Genomic DNA, 17,559 nt, shown 5'->3' with positions numbered 1-17,559 from the left:
AAACTGCTGAAAAGGCTGTAAATAAGCGTCTTTTCTCTACTTCATCATATAATACCTACACACATAAGTAAAATACATTAACTTTATAGTCTATCATAAGTTAATGTTATGACCCTTCTGTTCTTGCAAAAACGCTTCATACATGAAAATAAATTCTAGATTCCTCCCCATAAAAATATTGTATGGTTTGTTAAATCCTTCATTTCACCAAAGTGCAGACGCCCATTGTATGCATGAAATTGACTATTCGTGTCGATGCTAACTCTTCCTATACATACATACCCTGTTTCAATCCTTTTGGAACTCTCTTTGCAAAAAAAATAGCTGGCTGTCAGTGTGCTAATAATATAGGTCCCCCAGGTAACACTACGTCATTTTAAAAACACGCTTTATGCTATTGTTCTACATTAATCCTCAAAAATTCTTAAAAAAATTGGTAATTTATTTCTTCTTGATGTTTAGGGTATTGTAATAAAGGTTATTACAAATACTGTAGAGGTAATCATAAATCACTAAAAAGGAGATGGACAGTTATGAGTTTCATTTGGTTTTTAATTATTGGTGGTATCATCGGTTGGTTAGCAGGTATGATTTTAGGGAAAGATATCCCAGGCGGAATCATTGGTAATATTATTGCCGGAATCGTCGGCGCATGGATTGGCGGAATGCTTCTAGGAGAATGGGGTCCAAGGGTTTCTGACTTCTATATTGTTCCAGCCATCATCGGAGCACTTATCCTTGTATTCATTGTGAGCCTAATCATGAAATCAATGCGTAAAGCTTCTTAAATCTAAGAAATAGACACTAAAAAGATGGACCCCATTCGTGGCGGTCCATCTTTTTATTCACTTTTTTCCATTTCAATTCGCTGGGCTTCAAATTCATCAAAAAACCAAAGAACATCCTCGACGTATTTGTCACTATGGTTATAGTTGAAAATTGCTTTTTCAAATTCCCCATCCGCTGCTCCACTCTTTGATAAGTAGTTAGCGGCACTATAAATTGCATCTTCCAAATCATATGGATCGGCAATGCCATCATTATTTGCGTCAACGCCATATCCACCATATTTTTTTATCACAACTGGATTAATTTTATCTTTTTCAGGAATTTCTCCCTTTCCAAGGTCTCCACATCCCGGGTAAGTCCAACCGACGAACGTACAAGGCATAAACTGCATATGTCCTTCAGCACCGACGGGTGACAGTAATGGATCCATCGTAGAAAACTTCGTTTCAATCCTATGGTGCGCTGCAAGTAACGTCCAGGGAATACCGTAAACTTCTGCTGCTTCTTTGTAGACTGGTATGTACTCTCCCGGTATTTCGTTAGCCGTGCGACGGTCTTGCATATCCAGCAATGCGCTAGCGGACTTCTTTATAATATCCGGATTTTTCAGACCTGTCCAAATGATAGCTGTTAGCGTGAAGACTGTAACAGCAATAGGGACAAGTAAGATAATGAACATTGCTTTCGCCTTCAAGGATATTCTTTTGTTTTTTCGCTTCTTCATCTCTTCACACCTTTAGTTACAGCCTTGCATTATCGAATTATGCACCTGCTTTATTTAGTGCTTTAATGTCTTTAACGATCTGATCGAATGGCACTTCTGTCATTCCGTTATATGATTTCACAACTTCCCCTTGTTGATTGACGAGGGAAAAAGTAACTGCGTGCATTACCTGGTCCGAATCCGGAATATCTGCAACAAGCGTTTTGAATGATTTTGCTGCGAAGTCAGTGATTTCCTCTTGTTTATAGCCCGTCAGCATTTCCCATCTACTCTGATCTCGGACATCATACGCATCAACGTATTCTTGCATAGCTTCTGGAGTATCAACTGCAGGATCAATACTGAATGATACAATCTTGTAGTCATCAACGCCTTCATCCCCAAGTTGGTTATCTAGCTCCGCCATGTTCATCATCATCGGTGGGCAGGCACTCGTACATTCGGTGAAAACGAATTGTGCTATCCAAACTTTCCCTTTCAAATCATCCAATGAAACCTGTTCATTTTGTTGATTCGTAAATTCAAAAGGTGCAACTTTATAATTGTGATCTTCTTTGAAACCACCACCGGTACACGCACTCAAAATGACCATGACTAGTAACATATAAATCAACAATAACTTTTTACTCATTTTATATCCTCCATTATTTATTGATACGTTTATCATATCGGAAGTATAGGGTTCAAACAAGCATGTGATGTTTGAACCCTCGTCGAACCTATGACGGTTTTGTGAAGTTAACTTCATCGTTGACGACCAGAAGTTTCGATTCGAATCGGAGCAAGAGATAATGCTTGTCATCTTTAGTTAATCATTCATCGAAATATACTAGTTCCGTTGTATTTTTATATTCGATTGTGAACAAGTCAATCACCTCCTTTCATCCGAAATAGAAGAAAGCAATACATTGTCCGTGTGTTTTTTCACGGATGCTCTTATAATGGTAAATAGAACGGAAGAGGTGAATATTGTTGCAACAAGACTTATTTATGTGGTTCATCATTTTCTGGTGCGTTGTTCTTATTGGACTATTCGGTATCGGCGGTTTCTTCATGTTCCGAAAGTTTTTAAAAGTGTTTCCGAAAGCGGATGGCAAGTCTACACTCGACTGGGAAGAACATTACGTGGAGAGCTCTCTTCACCTGTGGAATGATAAAGCTAAACTTTTGCTGAATGAGCTCGTCGTCCCAGTACCGGAATTATTCCGGCCGGTAGCGAAACAAAAAATCGCAGGAAAAATCGGTGAAATTGCACTTGAGGAAAATGCAAAAGCAATTGATACCGATCTTATTATCCGTGGATATATACAAGCGACACCGAAACGTGACCATAAGTTCCTGCGCAAGAAATTGGCTGAAATGAAGTTCGATTTAACTCAGTACGAACATTTATTTTAGTCAAATAAAAACGCTAGGCGCTATAGCCTAGACGGCAAAAGGTGTCCGCATTTAACTGCGGACACCTTTTATTTGTTTATATTTAGTCAGCATACCTATCCGCCATGGAATAATCATTCCAAATGCTAGAATCCAGAACATTCCGCCCAGTTCACCTACATCAATGGTGCTGCTAAGAAGCAGTTTTCCAACAAGTCGGAGAAGTAGCAACCCTAGCAGTATAAATAGGAAGGCTTTGGATCGCTTCATATAAATATCGTCATCTCTACGTTCAAAATGCGTTGTCTTTATTAGGATAATCGAGAATAGAAGCCCAACAAAGATGGCCTCGAATATTTGAGGTAACGACACTCTGAATTCCTCGAATATGAACATCAGTGCACCCGTTGACATAAAAAGGGGAGGCAAGATGATTTTCATCGGCGTTACAGGCCTTTTCGCCGCTTTCGTTCTGACAATCAGCGCCATTGTCCCCATGAATAGTGCAAGTATGGTTGAACCGGTTATGAGATAAACCGAGGGTACCTTTGTAAAAACGGTTTCAATTAATTCGTTCATTGTATTTCCTCCAACCGACGCTTCAGTTATTCCATCCATTCATTGAATGAACTGATTTGCTTGTTCAACTTAAAAACCTTGGAAGTCGCCAAATATTGGGCTTAATATGCTTGTTAAATATGTCAATCCATCGAAGAACAACAAAATTCCGAAAGCAATCATGATGATGCCTCCAATTTTCATTATTAGGCCACTGCGTTTTCGAATCCATCCAAGACGTGTGACAAAGAACGATAAGACAAAGAAAGGTATTGCAAAACCTAACACGTACATTAACATATAAATGACGCCCGACCCCGGATTTGTCGCAGCAAGTCCCATGATTACTCCGATTATTGGTCCCGAACATGGTGTCCAGCCAGCAGCAAATGCAAGCCCTATCACTGTGCTTCCTAAGTAACCCGAAGGACGGTTTTTAAATTGCAATCTCTTTTCTCCCATAAGAAACTTGGGTGTAAAAATACCAGCAATCATCAGCCCAAACAAAACCATAAAGATTGCTCCAACTTGTCTTAGTACTTGTTGGTTTTCTTGGAAGAATGTCCCCACAAGCGATGTAGCAAAACCAAGTACGACGAAAATTATCGAAAATCCGATTAAAAAGAATAGTGTATGTAGCATACCGTTTCTATTCATGCGTTTCGAATCCGATTTTAAATCATCCAGCGACATGCCCGTAATATATGATATGAATGCTGGATATAACGGCAATGTACACGGTGATATGAAACTTAAAAAACCGGCGCCGAAAGCGAGAAATAAATTTATGTCTGTTCCCACATTATTCTCTCCCCTTCATTTTACTTTCTTAATCTTATCAAAAACAACACTAAAATACGCCCTTTCTGTCTGTGAACAGTTTATGACTTTTAAAGTAGCGTTTGTCTACGTTCTATATTCTATGTAAAAACCAGCTTGTAACGCCAGTTAAAGGCGTATGCAAGCTGGTTTTTTTAGATAACATCTTCCAAAATATTGTTTTGAAGTAGATACATCTTATGGTATAGACCTTTTTGTCCGAGTAATTCTTGGTGTGTTCCGCGCTCTATTATTTCCCCCTTATGAAGGACGAGAATCAGTTCAGCATCTTGAATAGTACTGAGTCTGTGGGCAATAGCAATTGTTGTACGTCCCTTCCTCATCTTTCCAAGACTTGTCTGTATTGCCACTTCTGTTTCTGTATCAATGTTGGCAGTCGCCTCATCGAGAACGAGAATTTTAGGGTTCGTTGCAATTGTCCGTGCAAATGCGACGAGTTGACGCTGCCCACTTGAGTACGTAGAACCGCGTTCCGTCACTTTTTGCGAGTACTTTTCGGGAAGTTTTTCTATGAACTCATTGGCCTGAACAAATTCCGCAGCCGCTCTTACCTCTTCTGCTGTCATATCCTTATTATGCAAACGGATATTGCTTTTGATGTCTCCATAGAAAAGAAACGGATCTTGCAAGACAAGACCTGTCTTTTTCCGTAGTTCTTCTTTTGGAAATTCTTTCAATGAAACATCATCGATATAAATATCACCACGTTCATATTCATAGAAACGCATCAGTAAGTTGATAATGGAGCTTTTTCCGCTTCCTGTATGACCAACGAGTGCAACTGTCTCTCCCGCATTCGCAGTGAAAGAGATATTTTTTAGTACATCAGTTTGTCCATCATATGAAAAAGATACATTACGGAATTCGATTTTACCGTCTTGAATTACGGCTTGTTTACCATCGTTCTGTTCCGGTTCCATATCCGGATCATCCATTAATTTAAATACACGGGACGCCGCAACCATTGCTTGCTGAAAAATGGATAATCTTTGCATCACTTGTTGGACGGGCTGGAATAAACGACGAATCAATGTCGTAAATGCATATAAAACACCAACTTCAACAGGGCTTGCCAGTGATATAAATCCGAAATAACCGAGTACAAAGACGATTGCTCCTGCATACAGCAGATCGATTGCCGGACCGAGCAGGATGCCGTCAAATTTAATGTTACGCATTCCTGCACGGTAATGTTTTTCGTTGATGTCGTCAAACTCAATTTCTAGACGTTCTTCCTGCCTAAATGCTTGAATCATCCCCATGCCGGATAATGATTCGGCTATTTTAGCATTCAGCTGACTCAACCGTTCACGGATGTCTTGATAGAAATCCGCACTATATCTCCTATAAATGACGATGACCGTTAAGAAGAGTGGCAACAATAACAGGGATATTAGTGCAAGCTTTGCATCAAGTGAAAATAGTGCAATGTAAACGCCGAGAAGCACAAAAATGGCTTGTAAAAACGTAACAATGACACTGACGAACATTTCTTTGATGGCTTCCGTGTCATTTGTTACACGCGAAACAATACTTCCAGCAGGCGTTTTATCAAAATAACGCATTCCAAGGCTTTGCACTTTTGAAAACACATCGATTCGCATCTGCTGAATAATTTTTAACGCAATATCTTGGAATCGAATCAGTTGGAAATAGGACACGACGACCATAAACACTTGGATACCTATATAAACTAGCGCAATGTTCATTATTTCTGTTCTTGGGAAGTTCATCGTCGCTAAATGATTATCGATAAATCTTTGGATTATCAAAGGTCCGACTATACTGCCAGTGACTGTCAAAACGAGTAGGATCAGCGCAAATATAATGCTCTTTTTATGAGGAATGATATATCTCAACAATCTCTTTAAAACAAACCATTGATCTTTTGCCGTTAGTTTCGGTTGTTTTTCTTCTGACATTATTCCTCACCCCCCTGTTCGACAAGTACTTCAAGTTGTTGCAAGTCATACATTTCTTTATATCTTCCAGCCAGATCGATTAATTCTTCGTGTGTTCCAGCTTCGACAATTGCTCCTTCATCCATGACGATAATTTTATGTGCATGTTGGATGGCACTTAGTCGATGTGAAGTAATAATTGTAGTTTCGTTCGTACGTGTTTGTTTGAGCGAGTATAAAATTGCTTCTTCCGTTTGGGCATCGACAGCTGATAAAGAATCATCCAAAAGTAGCAATTCCGGTTCCATAATTAATGCACGTGCAATGGAAACCCGTTGTTTTTGACCTCCAGACAGAGAGACCCCACGTTCTCCTACTATCGTTTCATACCCTTCTGTAAACCCTAAAATATCTTCATGGATATGCGCGAGTTGCGCAGCATGATGAATTCTATCGGGTGCTATTCTTGGATTTATGAAAGCAATATTTTCAGCAAGTGTCGTTGAGAAAAGGAAGTGGTCTTGCGGTACATAACCGATTGACTCTCTTAAACGTTGCTGTTTATATTGATTAATAGGTTTGTCTCCATAAATGATGCTTCCTTTATACCCTTCAAACTCTCGTAACAGTAATTTCAGGATTGCCGTTTTACCTGATCCCGTTTTACCGACAATTCCCATTGTTTCACCCCGTTTTAATGTGAAGTGAACATTACGCAGAGCCGCCCGCTCATCACCTGGGAATTTAAACTCATCTATATCGAAATGCAAATCGCCTTCGGGTCTTCTATCAATTGCACCAGGCAAATCTTTAATTTCAGGCGATACAGATAATAGTTCTGTAATTCGGCTGTAAGATGCATTACCTCTCTCTACGATATTAAAGAGGAAGCCAAATGCAAGCATTGGCCAGACCAGAAGGCCGAGGTAGGCACTGAACGCTACCATGTCACCGATTGACATGTCCCCTGCAATGATAAATTTCGTTCCAAAATAGAAAGACAGAATGTATGAAATCGCGAATATACCCGTAATTGTCGGATCGAATAATGCATCCACTTTAGCGACACGCATATTTTTACTGACAACATCAGTAGACAATTTGGTGAAATCCTCAATATCTTCGTTTTTTTGTCCGAATGTCTTAATGACTTTGATACCCGATATACTTTCCTGTGTCTTGTCATTCAAATTTGAAAATGCTTCTTGGGAAAATCTGAATCGCTTGCGTAGCAATCTACCATAATAGCTAGTCAGGAAGATCATGAATGGCAACGGAATGAGTGCAATTAGTGTCAGTTTCCAATGGATGGTGATTGCCATTGTTAAAATGACGAATCCGCCCGTCGCAATGGAATCGACCAGTGTCAAAATCCCCATACCCGCCGTTTGCTGCACGGCATTTACATCATTTGTTGCATGAGCCATTAGGTCTCCTACACGTCTTTTTTGGTAGAAGGATGGTGACATTCTTGTAAAATGATTGAACAATTTTTCACGCATCGTCCGCGACAACAATACAGCAGAACCAAAAATCATGACACGCCAATAATAGCGCGCTATGTACATGAGAATGCCGGAAATTGCTAGGATAACAAGCCATCTTGTGAGCCCGGCGGTTGTTAACGAACTCTCTGTAATGTCATCGACGATAATCCCAATAATCTTCGGTGGCAACAGTTGCAATATTGAGACGAAAACAAGCGCCGAAACCCCTAAAAGATATTGCTTCTTCCGCTGTTTGAAAAACCAGCCGAGCTGAACTAAAACCTTCACACTACTCCCCCTATTTTACTATAAAATTGAACCTTTGATTAGTTTAGCAAATGTCTGGACAATAAAAAAGGTCCGAGGTATAAATAATTCGAATTCGGAAATAGTTTCGTTGGTAAGATACGGATAAGCCATGCCATTTGCTCATATAATTACGAAGTATCGTCATTTGACTTTGAGGAGGAACTTAAATATGAGGACAGTAAATAACAAATTACTAGTATTGCTACTTATACTACTAGGCACGGCAGTTTGTTCAGCCTGTTCGTACAATAGCGAAAAAGCGGTGCGTAATGGTGATGTTGTCAATATGCATGGACCTGTCTATAACTACCCCGTATTCGAAGCTTTTTTGGAAAGTATAGAGTCTAAGAAATCCGATGTAGTCCGTATTGCAAATTACTCACTTGAAGGAGACCCGACTTTATACAATCTGTCCTACAACGGCTCCTCGATTGCCTTAGAGATTAACCGTTCAAAAAATAAAAATAGAGGAAACAATCCTACTAAAACAAACATGACATGTACAAATCTAATTGAAAAGGATGGTCAGCAATTATTTGTCTACACGCTTACTGGATGCGATTCGTCTGACGAAAGTTTTACAATTTTAAGTGTAGCGAAAGAGCATGTGGACGAACATGAACACTAGGTATAGCTAATTAAGGTCGATTGTCTCGATGCAGACAATCGTATTCAGAGAATTTTTTTGCAACTGGGAGTTATCCTCTATATAAATAACTTGTAGCCGAGTATCCAACCTTTTCAATATACCTGTCGTGTCAGTAAATAATCCATACTCCCACGTTCTGATACGGACTTCGCAACGCGCTTGATAAGCAATATCTAACTGCTGTTGAAATTCCTGGAGCGACCATTCGTCAATATTGGGCTTTCGTTCATAGTTGTCTTCTCCCATCCAGTCACGTAACTCTGTCAAGTGTTCTGTCAACATCATCGCTGTCCATTTGATGCGTCCACGATCACGAATCAAAAAAATCACTCCTTTTTCCGGATAAATAAGTTCAACAATGTATAAATGAATTACACGTTAAAAATGAGGCAACCCTTTTATTAAAAATGCCCACCAATCAGTTTCTCCCGTTCAACCGTCGTTCCTGCATCTGTGTAAGAGACCGCACGCAGAACAGCATTCGTTCCATATTTATTTCGGAGCGAATCAATCACTCCACCAAGTTGTCGGGTGCGCCATTTGTTTTCATCGAACAGACTGAGCTGCATGGAATGCTCTTCCTCTAACTTTGTTAGACTTAGTGATAATTGCCGAATGGGTCGGCCATCATGAAATTCATCAAGCAATGCCGTACACACACGATAAATTTCCATTGTGTCATTCGTTGCTTCATGTATCGAGCGTGAACGGCTAAAACCGCCGCCTAGTACTTGTTTTGAATAGCCTACAGACAAATGAATCGTGCGTCCTGCTCTACCCGATTCCCTCGCCCGCATCGCTACATCCTCACACATTTCAAGAATGATTGTGAGTACATCTTCCCGTACGATGTAATCACGATAGAGAATCTGCCCTTTGCCGTAGCTCTCTTGCCCTTCAACAAGTGGCGGAGCCCCCAAATCAGATAAATCGATGCCATGTGCATGGTAATACAATTGATTGCCCATGACGCCGAATTTTTTTTCAAGTCTTTCGAGCGGAGCATGAGCAAGGTCACCGACCGTAAATAGCCCCATTCCATTTAATGTCTTTTCAATTCTACTGCCAATCCCCCACATGCGGCTTAGCGGTGCAACGGGCCATAACTTGGTAGGTACATCTTCATACGTCCAATGCGCAACACCCGTCTTTTTCGCTTCGATGTCGAGAGCGAGCTTTGACATCAGCATATTTGGACCGATGCCGCACGCAGAGGGTATCTGGAATTGATCGATGAGATCGTCCTGTATCCGCCTCACAGTTTCTTCGAGCGGGCCCCATAGCCGTTCGGTTCCGCTGAGGTCAATGAAACTTTCATCGATGCTGTACACATGGATTGCCTCTTTAGGAACATAATTGTTCAGCAGCCGGGTGATTTCCATTGATACTTCGATAAAAAAACCCATTTTCGGTTCGATTAGATGGATTGCGGGGTCATCGGGTATTTCAAATAGCCGCATACCAGTCCGCACGCCAAATTTTTTTTCAATGGTGGAGATGCAGCAAGCACGATACCACCTTTCCGCTCTTTATTGCCGATGATGGCAATCGGCACTTCCATAACATCAAGCCCTTCGATTGCGGCAGCACAACTGGCGTAAAAGCTACGCATGTCGAGGCAGACAATTTTCCGATTTGGTAAATGATCATACATATCAAACTCCCCCTACACAGAACTCATGTTCTTATTTACATTATAGCCCTAACTGTAACTCATATACAATGGAATAATTATGCAAGCACTTTGTTCCTTTCATTTTTCCCACAGCAAAAAAGCCGGCAGTTAGCCAGCTTTTAATAAGATACATCGCTTTTCACTAAGGAATTCATAAAATTTTCGACCTGTGGATAAACTACTAAATGATATTCCACGCCCAGATTCCAGAACGGAGCATTTTCTCATTTTTTCATAAAGTACTTTCGGCCCAGTCTTTCGACAACTGACGGTGCAACAGCGTAAATTTTGCTAGTGATTCCCATATACCAAGGTAAATTCACATCGCGGACAGATTTCCCCAATGTTTTAATCACCGCATCGGCAACAGCTTCCACCGTCAACAAATGTCTGCCGAGCGATGTACGGTAAGCACCTGTTTCATCCGCAAGTTCAAGAAAAGGTGTGTCAATCGGACCCGGATTAATAGTGGTGACCTGAATACCGTATGAAGCTACCTCCATACGAAGTGCATTCGTATAGCCAATAATCGCGTGTTTTGAAGCAGCGTAAACGGATGCTTTCGGGGTAGCAACTTTCCCCGCCTGTGAACCAAGATAAATAAGATGGCCGCTCCGGCGCTCTCTCATGCTGGGCAATAAAAGCTTTGTCAGTTGCATCGGTGCGATGACATTGACGGTCATCATGTTTTGAATCGCTTCATCGGGAGTCTCATGTGCAAAACTGAACGTACCCATGCCCGCTGAAAAAATGACAGCATCCGGAGATCTAATCTGCGTCATTAAATGTTCGATGTCTTCTTTTTTTGTTAAATCTGCCGGTATCACTTGTGCGCCTTCAAGTCGCAACTTCTCTAAAATGGCAAGTGATCTTCCCGTTGCCCATACTTCATATCCCTCTGCCAAAAGCCGCTTCGATAATGCATAACCGACACCGCTCGTAGCACCTGTAATCAAAACCATTTTACGCTTGCTCATATTGGAGAATTCCGTTTTCATCTCGTTTTTCATGAACAAGTCCCTTTTCAAAAAGGTAATCGGTTTGGCCAATTGTTTCTGATAGCGTAAGACCAAGCTCTTTTTCATAGACGGATGGGAATAACTCGCGCGTCAATTCGAAAATTGTACGTTGGCCTTTATCCATCATTGCAAGCACCTTCATCGCCCGTTCGTGCTGTCTTACGAAACGGCCTTCAATAAGCTCGTGAGCATTGCGCACTTCATCACCATGACCGGTATATATGATATCAACGGGTAAAGTAAGAATGCGTTTCAACGACTCGTTATATTGCAACAAAGAGCGTGGACGGCCATGCTCAGGATTAAGCGGCGGCTCGATAAGCGGATTTGAAGAAACTTTTTCAAGCACCAAATCTCCGCCAATCATTGTTCTATTCTCTTCATCCCACAATACGATATGGCTTTGCGCATGACCTGGTGTTTCCATAACCGTCCAGCCGGCATGCCCAGGCAGCGCATCTTCTTCAGCAAGCGTCATGTCGAGTGGACGTTCTCCCATAAACGCGACAGACCTTTTCATCTTCTTAACCCAGCCAAGGTACTGTTCAGGTACGCCTTCTTCGATAAGTCGCTCTAGATAAAATGCATCATGATAGCGGAAGAAAGCTTCATCCCGTTTGAGCCATAAATCATTGTAGGTATGGCCTAAGACTTTTGCGTTATCAAATGCGTCAATCCAACCAGCGTGATCTGGATGATGATGTGTCAAAATGACCTGTTCAATATCATTGAATGAGTAACCGGCTTCCTTGATGCCCTGTTTCAATGCTTCATATGCTTCAGGGGTTTTCGGCCCCGCATCGACGAGTGACAGCGTATCTCCTTTTATAAGAAAAGCATTTACATCGCCCACTGCGAACGGTGTTGGAATAACAATCTTGTGTATCATATAAAAATCCCCTTTATAAGATGAATGAGTATTCAGTACAGTGTACCTTTTTTATGAGTTGACGTCATCTTTTGAATCTATCCTCTACCAAGATGTTAATATACTCGTATAAGGTATATGACCCCGTTGTTTACTTAAAAGAACATTTTGGTACGAACGCATCCTATGATACAAGCAGTGCGGTACAAAACAGCTGACCGAAAAAACATGTGTAAAATGTGGCAAGATAAATGGTCCAAATGCCAAGTTTTGTGGTGACTGTGGTGAAGACCTTTAACTCTGATGCAAAAGAGGTGTTCCTATGACGGACTTAACAAATAATAAAGATTTGGAATCGATCAAAACTGAACTGACGACGGTAAATAAATGTCCTTCCTGTGGAGGTAACACGTTATTTGAACCGAAAAGTGGAAATCTGAAAAGTCCGTTTTGCGGAAGCGAAAAGGAAATCGACCAGTCTTGGGAAAATAGTATTGAACACGACTTCTTAGAAGCATTAGAAAAAGAAATTCACAGCTGGGACGATGAAAAACGTGTTTTTAAATGTGAAAACTGTGGTGCCGAAACACTTTTAGATAAAGATAAAGTGGCCGATTTCTGCTCATTTTGCGGGTCTTCTCATATTGCAATAAGTGATCACCATGCGGGCATGAAACCAGCATTGGTGCTCCCCTTTAAAGTCGCGAGAAATGATGCAGTTGAAAAATTTAAGATATGGCTGAAAAAGAGATATTTTGCTCCATCTAAGCTAGTGCAATCGTATAAAATGGATACCATTGCGGGAGCATACATCCCGTACTGGACTTTTGATGCCCAGACGGATTCTTCTTTTATCGTCCAGATAGGCACGTATTATTACGTAACGGAAATGCGGACCCTATTTGAAGATGGCAAGTCCAAACAAGTATCGGAACAGGTAAGGAAAATCCAATGGCGTACGGAACACGGGCGCTACAGCGAATTCTTTGACGATGTTTTGGTGAAAGCATCACGTAATGTAGCAAGTGGCCTTATTGATAAGATTGAACCCTTTCAGTTAAATGGACTCCTCGACTATAAAACAGAATATTTATCCGGTTTTTTAGCAGAAAGGTACTCGATTCCATTGAAGGATGGCTGGAATGATGCAAAAAATAGTATTGACGCCGGTATTAAGAATGGAATACATGGACAAGTATATGGTGATGTTGTCAATATTGTAAGTGTTTCCACTAACTACGACAACATTACTTACAAACATATTCTATTACCTATTTGGATTTCTTCGTTCCAGTTCAACAATAAAATCTACCGCTTCCTCGTTAACGGACAAACCGGTAAAGTTAGTGGGCAATCGCCGATAAGCGCCGTAAAAGTATCGATTTCCGTCATAGTGATCTTAGCAATTATATTCATAATCTACTTGCTCTACACGATAAGCTAAATATTTTATTGCATAAAATGATAGTTGACTTTCTTCAGTCGGCATGCAATAATCGGACTAATTCAAGTACATATAGGCGTTGAAGAAGATAAGTAATTGCGGTAATGGAGAACAGAAAATGTGGTCACTGACTGAAAGCCACCCTCCCTCTCCCGCTTTGAACCTCCTTCCGAGCTGCTGTGGAAACACAGGCGTGCCTTTCGCGTTAAGAAAGAACGAGATGTACCGGTTTATAATCGGTAAATTTAGGTGGTACCGCGGAAACATGTGTTTTCGTCCTTATTTAGTAGGGGCGAGAGCGCATTTTTTTTGCGTCTGTCAAAGGAACTTATGCTGTTATTAACGGAATGAAAGAGGTAATTCAGATGAAAACGATTGTATTTATAGGAGCCGGATCGATGGCGGAAGCCGTTATTTCCGGTATTGTGGAGCAAGGTGCTGTAATACCTCAAAATGTTTACGTCATGAACAGATCGGACGATGAAAGACTAATTTCACTGCACAATAAATATGGAATCTCGATTGTTAGCAAGGACAAAGAAGCGCTGAAAAATGCAGATCTCATTGTACTTGCGACAAAACCAAAAGACATCTACCAAGTGATGGCAGACACACTTCCCCATTTGGCTGAAAAGACAGCGGTTTTATCGGTCATTGCAGGTGTTTCAATACAAACAATCGAGACAGGTCTCGGTTTTAGACCAATCGCGCGCTCTATGCCCAATACATCTGCTACAATCGGAAAATCAGCCAGTGGTATCGCATGGAATAGTGCGGTTAGCGATGCGTTAAAAATACATATACTCGGTCTTCTCAATTCAATTGGGATGGTGAGAGAAGTCGAAGAAGATGACCTACATGCAGTCACTGCTCTTTCCGGAAGCGGCCCGGCGTATGTCTATTATTTAGCGGAAGCACTTGAAGAAGCGGCAATCAGCAAGGGTCTTACAAAAGAAGTAGCACGTGCGCTTATTATCCAGACTATTGAAGGAGCTGCGGCGATGTTGAAAGAAACAAGTGCGGAACCCGCGGAACTGCGCGAAAACGTGACAAGTCCAGGTGGCACAACGCAAGCAGGATTAGAAGCTTTGGAAAAAGGTCTATTTAAAGAAACGGTTGCGGACTGCATTAGTCAGGCGGAGAGGCGTTCGCGTGAGCTTGGAGCAATGTCTTAAAGTTACTCAATTTGTAATAAACAGTAGAACGTCAAACTCGAATAATAGATCACTATTTAAAGTGATTATTATTCGAGTTATCGTTCAAGTAAACAAAACATGTATTCGTTAAAATACTACCATCTTCATGGTAAGTTATAGTTCTATCAATATCGAAAAACACAATTTTGTAAGCCATAATAATCCCCTATAGTAGTAGCAAATTAATAGATAAAAAATACTCATATTAAATCACACTATGCTTTTCGGATTAAGCTACTGTTGCAGTAACGAATGATATACTTCGAAAATCTTAAAGCCATATCAATCCTCAGCTCATCAGAAGTGAAAAATTCACTCCCCACACCTTTTCGAACATTTATTGCCTCTTTAATTATCTGATGCCATTCCCCTGGTAAATGCAGCAATCCATACTCTCCAGCACCAAGTTTGGATATAATGCTATGTTCCTTTAAGGTGTAATATTGACGCAACAAGCCGAGAACGGACCACTCAATTTCAAAATCAATCGCTTCAGAAGGTAGTTGAAGTAACTGCTCAATTGAACCCTCAATACTTTGAATCCGTTTGGCCCAATACGTATTTATATTGTCGCTTACATAGGTTATCAGATCATGTGAGTCAACTTCAATTCTAAGCTCTCTTGGTTCTGGACCTATCATGTTAATTCCATGCTTTTTCAATATCCACCAAGTAATGGAGTTGAAATAAGCACCATAACTCAATTTACCATCGTTATAGTAAGGTAAAATGGTATCGACAACTTTTAGGTTACCAATATCCCCCCACATAATGTAGATTCCATCCATTTCCGGTTTTTGATAGTTTCTGGTTATTATACTATGGACTTCAGCTAATACTTCCACTTCCTCCCCTGACAAACGACGATTTGTAATTGCAATAAAATCAATATCACTTGAATCATTTACGTAGGCATTCAGCGCAATTGATCCTTGGATATAAAATCCTTCGAGTGTATTTGGTAAAAGTTCGTTAAATAATGCTATAGAATCGTTTAGAACGGTTTGTACAACAACAGGTATTTCCCCCATCAGGCTCTCCCCCATATATAAAATGAATGTAACTATACTTCATACAATAGCCGCAGCTAGTACGGCAATTCTTATTTACTATGTTTATAATGAAAATCATCTCCATTTTCCGTCACACCAAAATTTCATTTTCTATTGAATATAAAATCGCTGCGTTGCCTGCAGTTTCTATACGATAAAAGAACGTTTACGGGTTACTACTTTACTATTATTAGTTAGACGAGCAGTATGAAAGATAGTTCAAATTACTACCAAAGCTGAAACGAATTAATACTAGAAAAGCGTCAAATCCCTATTTTTTTTTCAAAACTTATATCCTTTCAATTTCGGTTTTAACGTTAGTGTATTAAATTTCACCATAGAGTAGAAAGACTAATGTGATTTTTCTCTTTATCTTCATAATCACCTTATCAATTGATTCGCTAATTGAATAAGAGATTTAAATCGGTTTAAGACGGCTGAACTGTCTTAACATCTCGTCTTTGTTATACTTGTCGTGTTAATCATTTAGGAGGTATGTAAACATGGCAAAGTTATTTGAACCATTTAAATTACGTGACGTTGAATTTAAAAACCGTATCGTTATGTCGCCGATGTGCATGTATTCGAGCCATAACGAAGATGGAATGATTGAGGATTGGCATAAGACGCATTACACCACACGCGCTGTCGGTCAAGTTGGTCTTATCATTGTTGAAGCAACAGCAGTTCAACCCGAGGGACGTATTTCTGCGCAAGATCTAGGTATTTGGAGTGACAATCATATTGAAGGTTTGGGAGAAACAGTCCGTCTCATGCAGCAATACGGTACGAAAGTAGGAATCCAGCTTGCACATGCTGGACGTAAAGCGACAGTTGACGGCGATATTTATGCTCCATCTGCAGTTGCCTACAATGAAAAATATAAAACACCTGTCGAAATGACCGAAGACGATATTAAAACGACCATACAAGCATTCAAAGATGGCGCTTTACGCGCGAAAAAAGCTGGATTTGATGTTATCGAACTTCATGGTGCACATGGCTATCTCATTAACGAGTTCCTGTCACCCCTTTCCAATAAGCGTACAGATGAATATGGTGGATCGCTAGAAAACCGTTATCGCTTCTTGAAAGAAATTATTGATGAAGTACGTGCCGTTTGGGATGGCCCACTTATTGTTCGTATCTCTGCACATGATTATAGTGATGGTGGCATGACACCCGAAATATACGTAAAAATGGCGAAGTGGATGAAATTGCAAGAAGTGGATCTGATTGATGTCAGCTCTGGGGCGCTCGTACCAGCAGCGATTGATGTATTCCCTGGTTACCAAGTGAAGTTCTCTGAAACAATCAAAGAAGGTGCCGAAATATCAACAGGCGCGGTTGGTCTAATCACGACAGGAATCCAAGCAGAAGAAATATTGAAAAATGGACGAGCTGATTTGATTTTACTTGCCCGTGAATTATTACGGGATCCGTACTGGGCTTATACCGCGGCAAAAGAATTGGGCGAGGAAATTAAAGCACCAAAACAATATGAGCGCGGATGGAAATTTTAACCAGTGAATAACCGAAAACCCGTGAAGGATCTTTAGACACAACAAAAAGATGGAAGAGCCAATTATGGCCATTCCATCTTTTTTTTCCTGAAATTCCACTTACGAAAAACTGCGTTTTAGTGAGCGAAGTAATACATTTGAAATGTTT

General features: G+C 40.5%; 16 protein-coding genes, 2 pseudogenes and 1 other annotated feature. Of the genes and pseudogenes, 7 read left to right on the top strand and 11 right to left on the bottom strand.

Annotated elements, in window-relative coordinates; translation table 11 throughout:
* Nucleotides 1-533 precede the first annotated feature (533 nt).
* Complete coding sequence (locus tag AC1TO6_RS15635; RefSeq protein WP_482102548.1) at nt 534-788, top strand: GlsB/YeaQ/YmgE family stress response membrane protein; 255 nt, start codon at nt 534-536, stop codon at nt 786-788.
* Between the two features lie 53 nt (nt 789-841).
* Here AC1TO6_RS15635 and AC1TO6_RS15630 read toward each other — a convergent pair whose 3' ends face one another.
* Entirely contained in the window at nt 842-1,513 is a 672-nt protein-coding gene (locus tag AC1TO6_RS15630; protein ID WP_482102547.1) for a lytic transglycosylase domain-containing protein, read from the bottom strand.
* A 37-nt stretch (nt 1,514-1,550) separates the two neighbouring features.
* Nucleotides 1,551-2,144, bottom strand: a complete 594-nt coding sequence (locus AC1TO6_RS15625; protein WP_482102546.1) for an SCO family protein — start codon at nt 2,142-2,144, stop codon at nt 1,551-1,553.
* 359 nt (nt 2,145-2,503) lie between these two features.
* On the opposite strand from AC1TO6_RS15625, the gene AC1TO6_RS15620 reads away from it, so the two are divergent.
* On the top strand, nt 2,504-2,911 hold the full coding sequence (locus tag AC1TO6_RS15620; protein WP_482102601.1) for a DUF2621 family protein: 408 nt from the start codon (nt 2,504-2,506) through the stop codon (nt 2,909-2,911).
* Nucleotides 2,912-2,962: 51 nt separating this feature from the next.
* Here the strand turns inward: AC1TO6_RS15620 and AC1TO6_RS15615 are convergent, their stop codons facing one another.
* The 4 genes from AC1TO6_RS15615 to AC1TO6_RS15600 form a co-directional block, all read right to left on the bottom strand.
* Complete coding sequence (locus AC1TO6_RS15615) at nt 2,963-3,469, bottom strand: CcdC family protein (protein ID WP_482102545.1); 507 nt, start codon at nt 3,467-3,469, stop codon at nt 2,963-2,965.
* A 69-nt stretch (nt 3,470-3,538) separates the two neighbouring features.
* Nucleotides 3,539-4,249 (bottom strand): cytochrome c biogenesis CcdA family protein, encoded by a 711-nt coding sequence (locus tag AC1TO6_RS15610; protein WP_482102544.1) that lies wholly within the window; start codon nt 4,247-4,249, stop codon nt 3,539-3,541.
* A 173-nt stretch (nt 4,250-4,422) separates the two neighbouring features.
* Nucleotides 4,423-6,210: an ABC transporter ATP-binding protein gene (locus tag AC1TO6_RS15605; protein WP_482102543.1), complete on the bottom strand. Its 1,788-nt coding sequence runs from the start codon at nt 6,208-6,210 to the stop codon at nt 4,423-4,425.
* Nucleotides 6,210-7,964, bottom strand: a complete 1,755-nt coding sequence (locus tag AC1TO6_RS15600; RefSeq protein WP_482102542.1) for an ABC transporter transmembrane domain-containing protein — start codon at nt 7,962-7,964, stop codon at nt 6,210-6,212. The genes AC1TO6_RS15605 and AC1TO6_RS15600 overlap by 1 nt, the downstream gene beginning before the upstream one ends.
* 190 nt (nt 7,965-8,154) lie before the next feature.
* On the opposite strand from AC1TO6_RS15600, the gene AC1TO6_RS15595 reads away from it, so the two are divergent.
* On the top strand, nt 8,155-8,613 hold the full coding sequence (locus AC1TO6_RS15595; protein ID WP_482102541.1) for a DUF4362 domain-containing protein: 459 nt from the start codon (nt 8,155-8,157) through the stop codon (nt 8,611-8,613).
* A 6-nt stretch (nt 8,614-8,619) separates the two neighbouring features.
* On the opposite strand, the gene AC1TO6_RS15590 is transcribed toward AC1TO6_RS15595, so the two are convergent.
* From AC1TO6_RS15590 to AC1TO6_RS15575, 4 genes and pseudogenes are all read right to left on the bottom strand, one after another.
* On the bottom strand, nt 8,620-8,955 hold the full coding sequence (locus AC1TO6_RS15590; RefSeq protein WP_482102540.1) for a YolD-like family protein: 336 nt from the start codon (nt 8,953-8,955) through the stop codon (nt 8,620-8,622).
* An 80-nt stretch (nt 8,956-9,035) separates the two neighbouring features.
* Nucleotides 9,036-10,288, bottom strand: a pseudogene (locus AC1TO6_RS15585) (Y-family DNA polymerase).
* 245 nt (nt 10,289-10,533) lie between these two features.
* Complete coding sequence (locus AC1TO6_RS15580; protein ID WP_482102539.1) at nt 10,534-11,319, bottom strand: SDR family NAD(P)-dependent oxidoreductase; 786 nt, start codon at nt 11,317-11,319, stop codon at nt 10,534-10,536.
* Nucleotides 11,273-12,217: an MBL fold metallo-hydrolase gene (locus AC1TO6_RS15575; protein ID WP_482102538.1), complete on the bottom strand. Its 945-nt coding sequence runs from the start codon at nt 12,215-12,217 to the stop codon at nt 11,273-11,275. Before AC1TO6_RS15575 ends, AC1TO6_RS15580 begins: the two co-directional genes overlap by 47 nt.
* Before the next feature lie 187 nt (nt 12,218-12,404).
* On the opposite strand from AC1TO6_RS15575, the pseudogene AC1TO6_RS15570 reads away from it, so the two are divergent.
* The 3 genes and pseudogenes from AC1TO6_RS15570 to proC all read left to right on the top strand — a co-directional run.
* Nucleotides 12,405-12,494, top strand: a pseudogene (locus AC1TO6_RS15570) (double zinc ribbon domain-containing protein); the annotation flags it as partial.
* A 24-nt stretch (nt 12,495-12,518) separates the two neighbouring features.
* Entirely contained in the window at nt 12,519-13,640 is a 1,122-nt protein-coding gene (locus AC1TO6_RS15565) for a TFIIB-type zinc ribbon-containing protein (protein WP_482102537.1), read from the top strand.
* Nucleotides 13,641-13,710: 70 nt separating this feature from the next.
* Nucleotides 13,711-13,924, top strand: a binding site (T-box leader).
* Between the two features lie 81 nt (nt 13,925-14,005).
* Nucleotides 14,006-14,815 (top strand): pyrroline-5-carboxylate reductase, encoded by an 810-nt coding sequence (proC, locus tag AC1TO6_RS15560; RefSeq protein ID WP_482102536.1) that lies wholly within the window; start codon nt 14,006-14,008, stop codon nt 14,813-14,815.
* A gap of 236 nt (nt 14,816-15,051) precedes the next feature.
* On the opposite strand, the gene AC1TO6_RS15555 is transcribed toward proC, so the two are convergent.
* Complete coding sequence (locus AC1TO6_RS15555) at nt 15,052-15,867, bottom strand: aminoglycoside adenylyltransferase domain-containing protein (protein WP_482102535.1); 816 nt, start codon at nt 15,865-15,867, stop codon at nt 15,052-15,054.
* Between the two features lie 524 nt (nt 15,868-16,391).
* On the opposite strand from AC1TO6_RS15555, the gene namA reads away from it, so the two are divergent.
* A complete protein-coding gene (namA, locus tag AC1TO6_RS15550; protein ID WP_482102534.1) occupies nt 16,392-17,411 on the top strand; it encodes an NADPH dehydrogenase NamA in 1,020 nt (339 codons plus the stop codon).
* Nucleotides 17,412-17,559 lie beyond the last annotated feature (148 nt).

The sequence above is a fragment of the Sporosarcina sp. Y352 genome (assembly GCF_056786535.1).
This window is presented reverse-complemented; position numbering and strand designations above follow the sequence as displayed.

What these genes read in the sequence shown, in the direction of transcription:
- AC1TO6_RS15615 (WP_482102545.1), bottom strand. Translation starts at nt 3,469, where the DNA reads ATGAACGAATTAATTGAAACCGTTTTTACAAAGGTACCCTCGGTTTAT.
- AC1TO6_RS15565 (WP_482102537.1), top strand. Translation starts at nt 12,519, where the DNA reads ATGACGGACTTAACAAATAATAAAGATTTGGAATCGATCAAAACTGAA.
- AC1TO6_RS15625 (WP_482102546.1), bottom strand. Translation starts at nt 2,144, where the DNA reads ATGAGTAAAAAGTTATTGTTGATTTATATGTTACTAGTCATGGTCATT.
- AC1TO6_RS15620 (WP_482102601.1), top strand. Translation starts at nt 2,504, where the DNA reads ATGTGGTTCATCATTTTCTGGTGCGTTGTTCTTATTGGACTATTCGGT.
- AC1TO6_RS15605 (WP_482102543.1), bottom strand. Translation starts at nt 6,210, where the DNA reads ATGTCAGAAGAAAAACAACCGAAACTAACGGCAAAAGATCAATGGTTT.
- AC1TO6_RS15595 (WP_482102541.1), top strand. Translation starts at nt 8,155, where the DNA reads ATGAGGACAGTAAATAACAAATTACTAGTATTGCTACTTATACTACTA.
- AC1TO6_RS15555 (WP_482102535.1), bottom strand. Translation starts at nt 15,867, where the DNA reads ATGGGGGAAATACCTGTTGTTGTACAAACCGTTCTAAACGATTCTATA.
- AC1TO6_RS15575 (WP_482102538.1), bottom strand. Translation starts at nt 12,217, where the DNA reads ATGATACACAAGATTGTTATTCCAACACCGTTCGCAGTGGGCGATGTA.
- AC1TO6_RS15630 (WP_482102547.1), bottom strand. Translation starts at nt 1,513, where the DNA reads ATGAAGAAGCGAAAAAACAAAAGAATATCCTTGAAGGCGAAAGCAATG.
- AC1TO6_RS15635 (WP_482102548.1), top strand. Translation starts at nt 534, where the DNA reads ATGAGTTTCATTTGGTTTTTAATTATTGGTGGTATCATCGGTTGGTTA.
- proC (WP_482102536.1), top strand. Translation starts at nt 14,006, where the DNA reads ATGAAAACGATTGTATTTATAGGAGCCGGATCGATGGCGGAAGCCGTT.
- namA (WP_482102534.1), top strand. Translation starts at nt 16,392, where the DNA reads ATGGCAAAGTTATTTGAACCATTTAAATTACGTGACGTTGAATTTAAA.
- AC1TO6_RS15580 (WP_482102539.1), bottom strand. Translation starts at nt 11,319, where the DNA reads ATGAAAAACGAGATGAAAACGGAATTCTCCAATATGAGCAAGCGTAAA.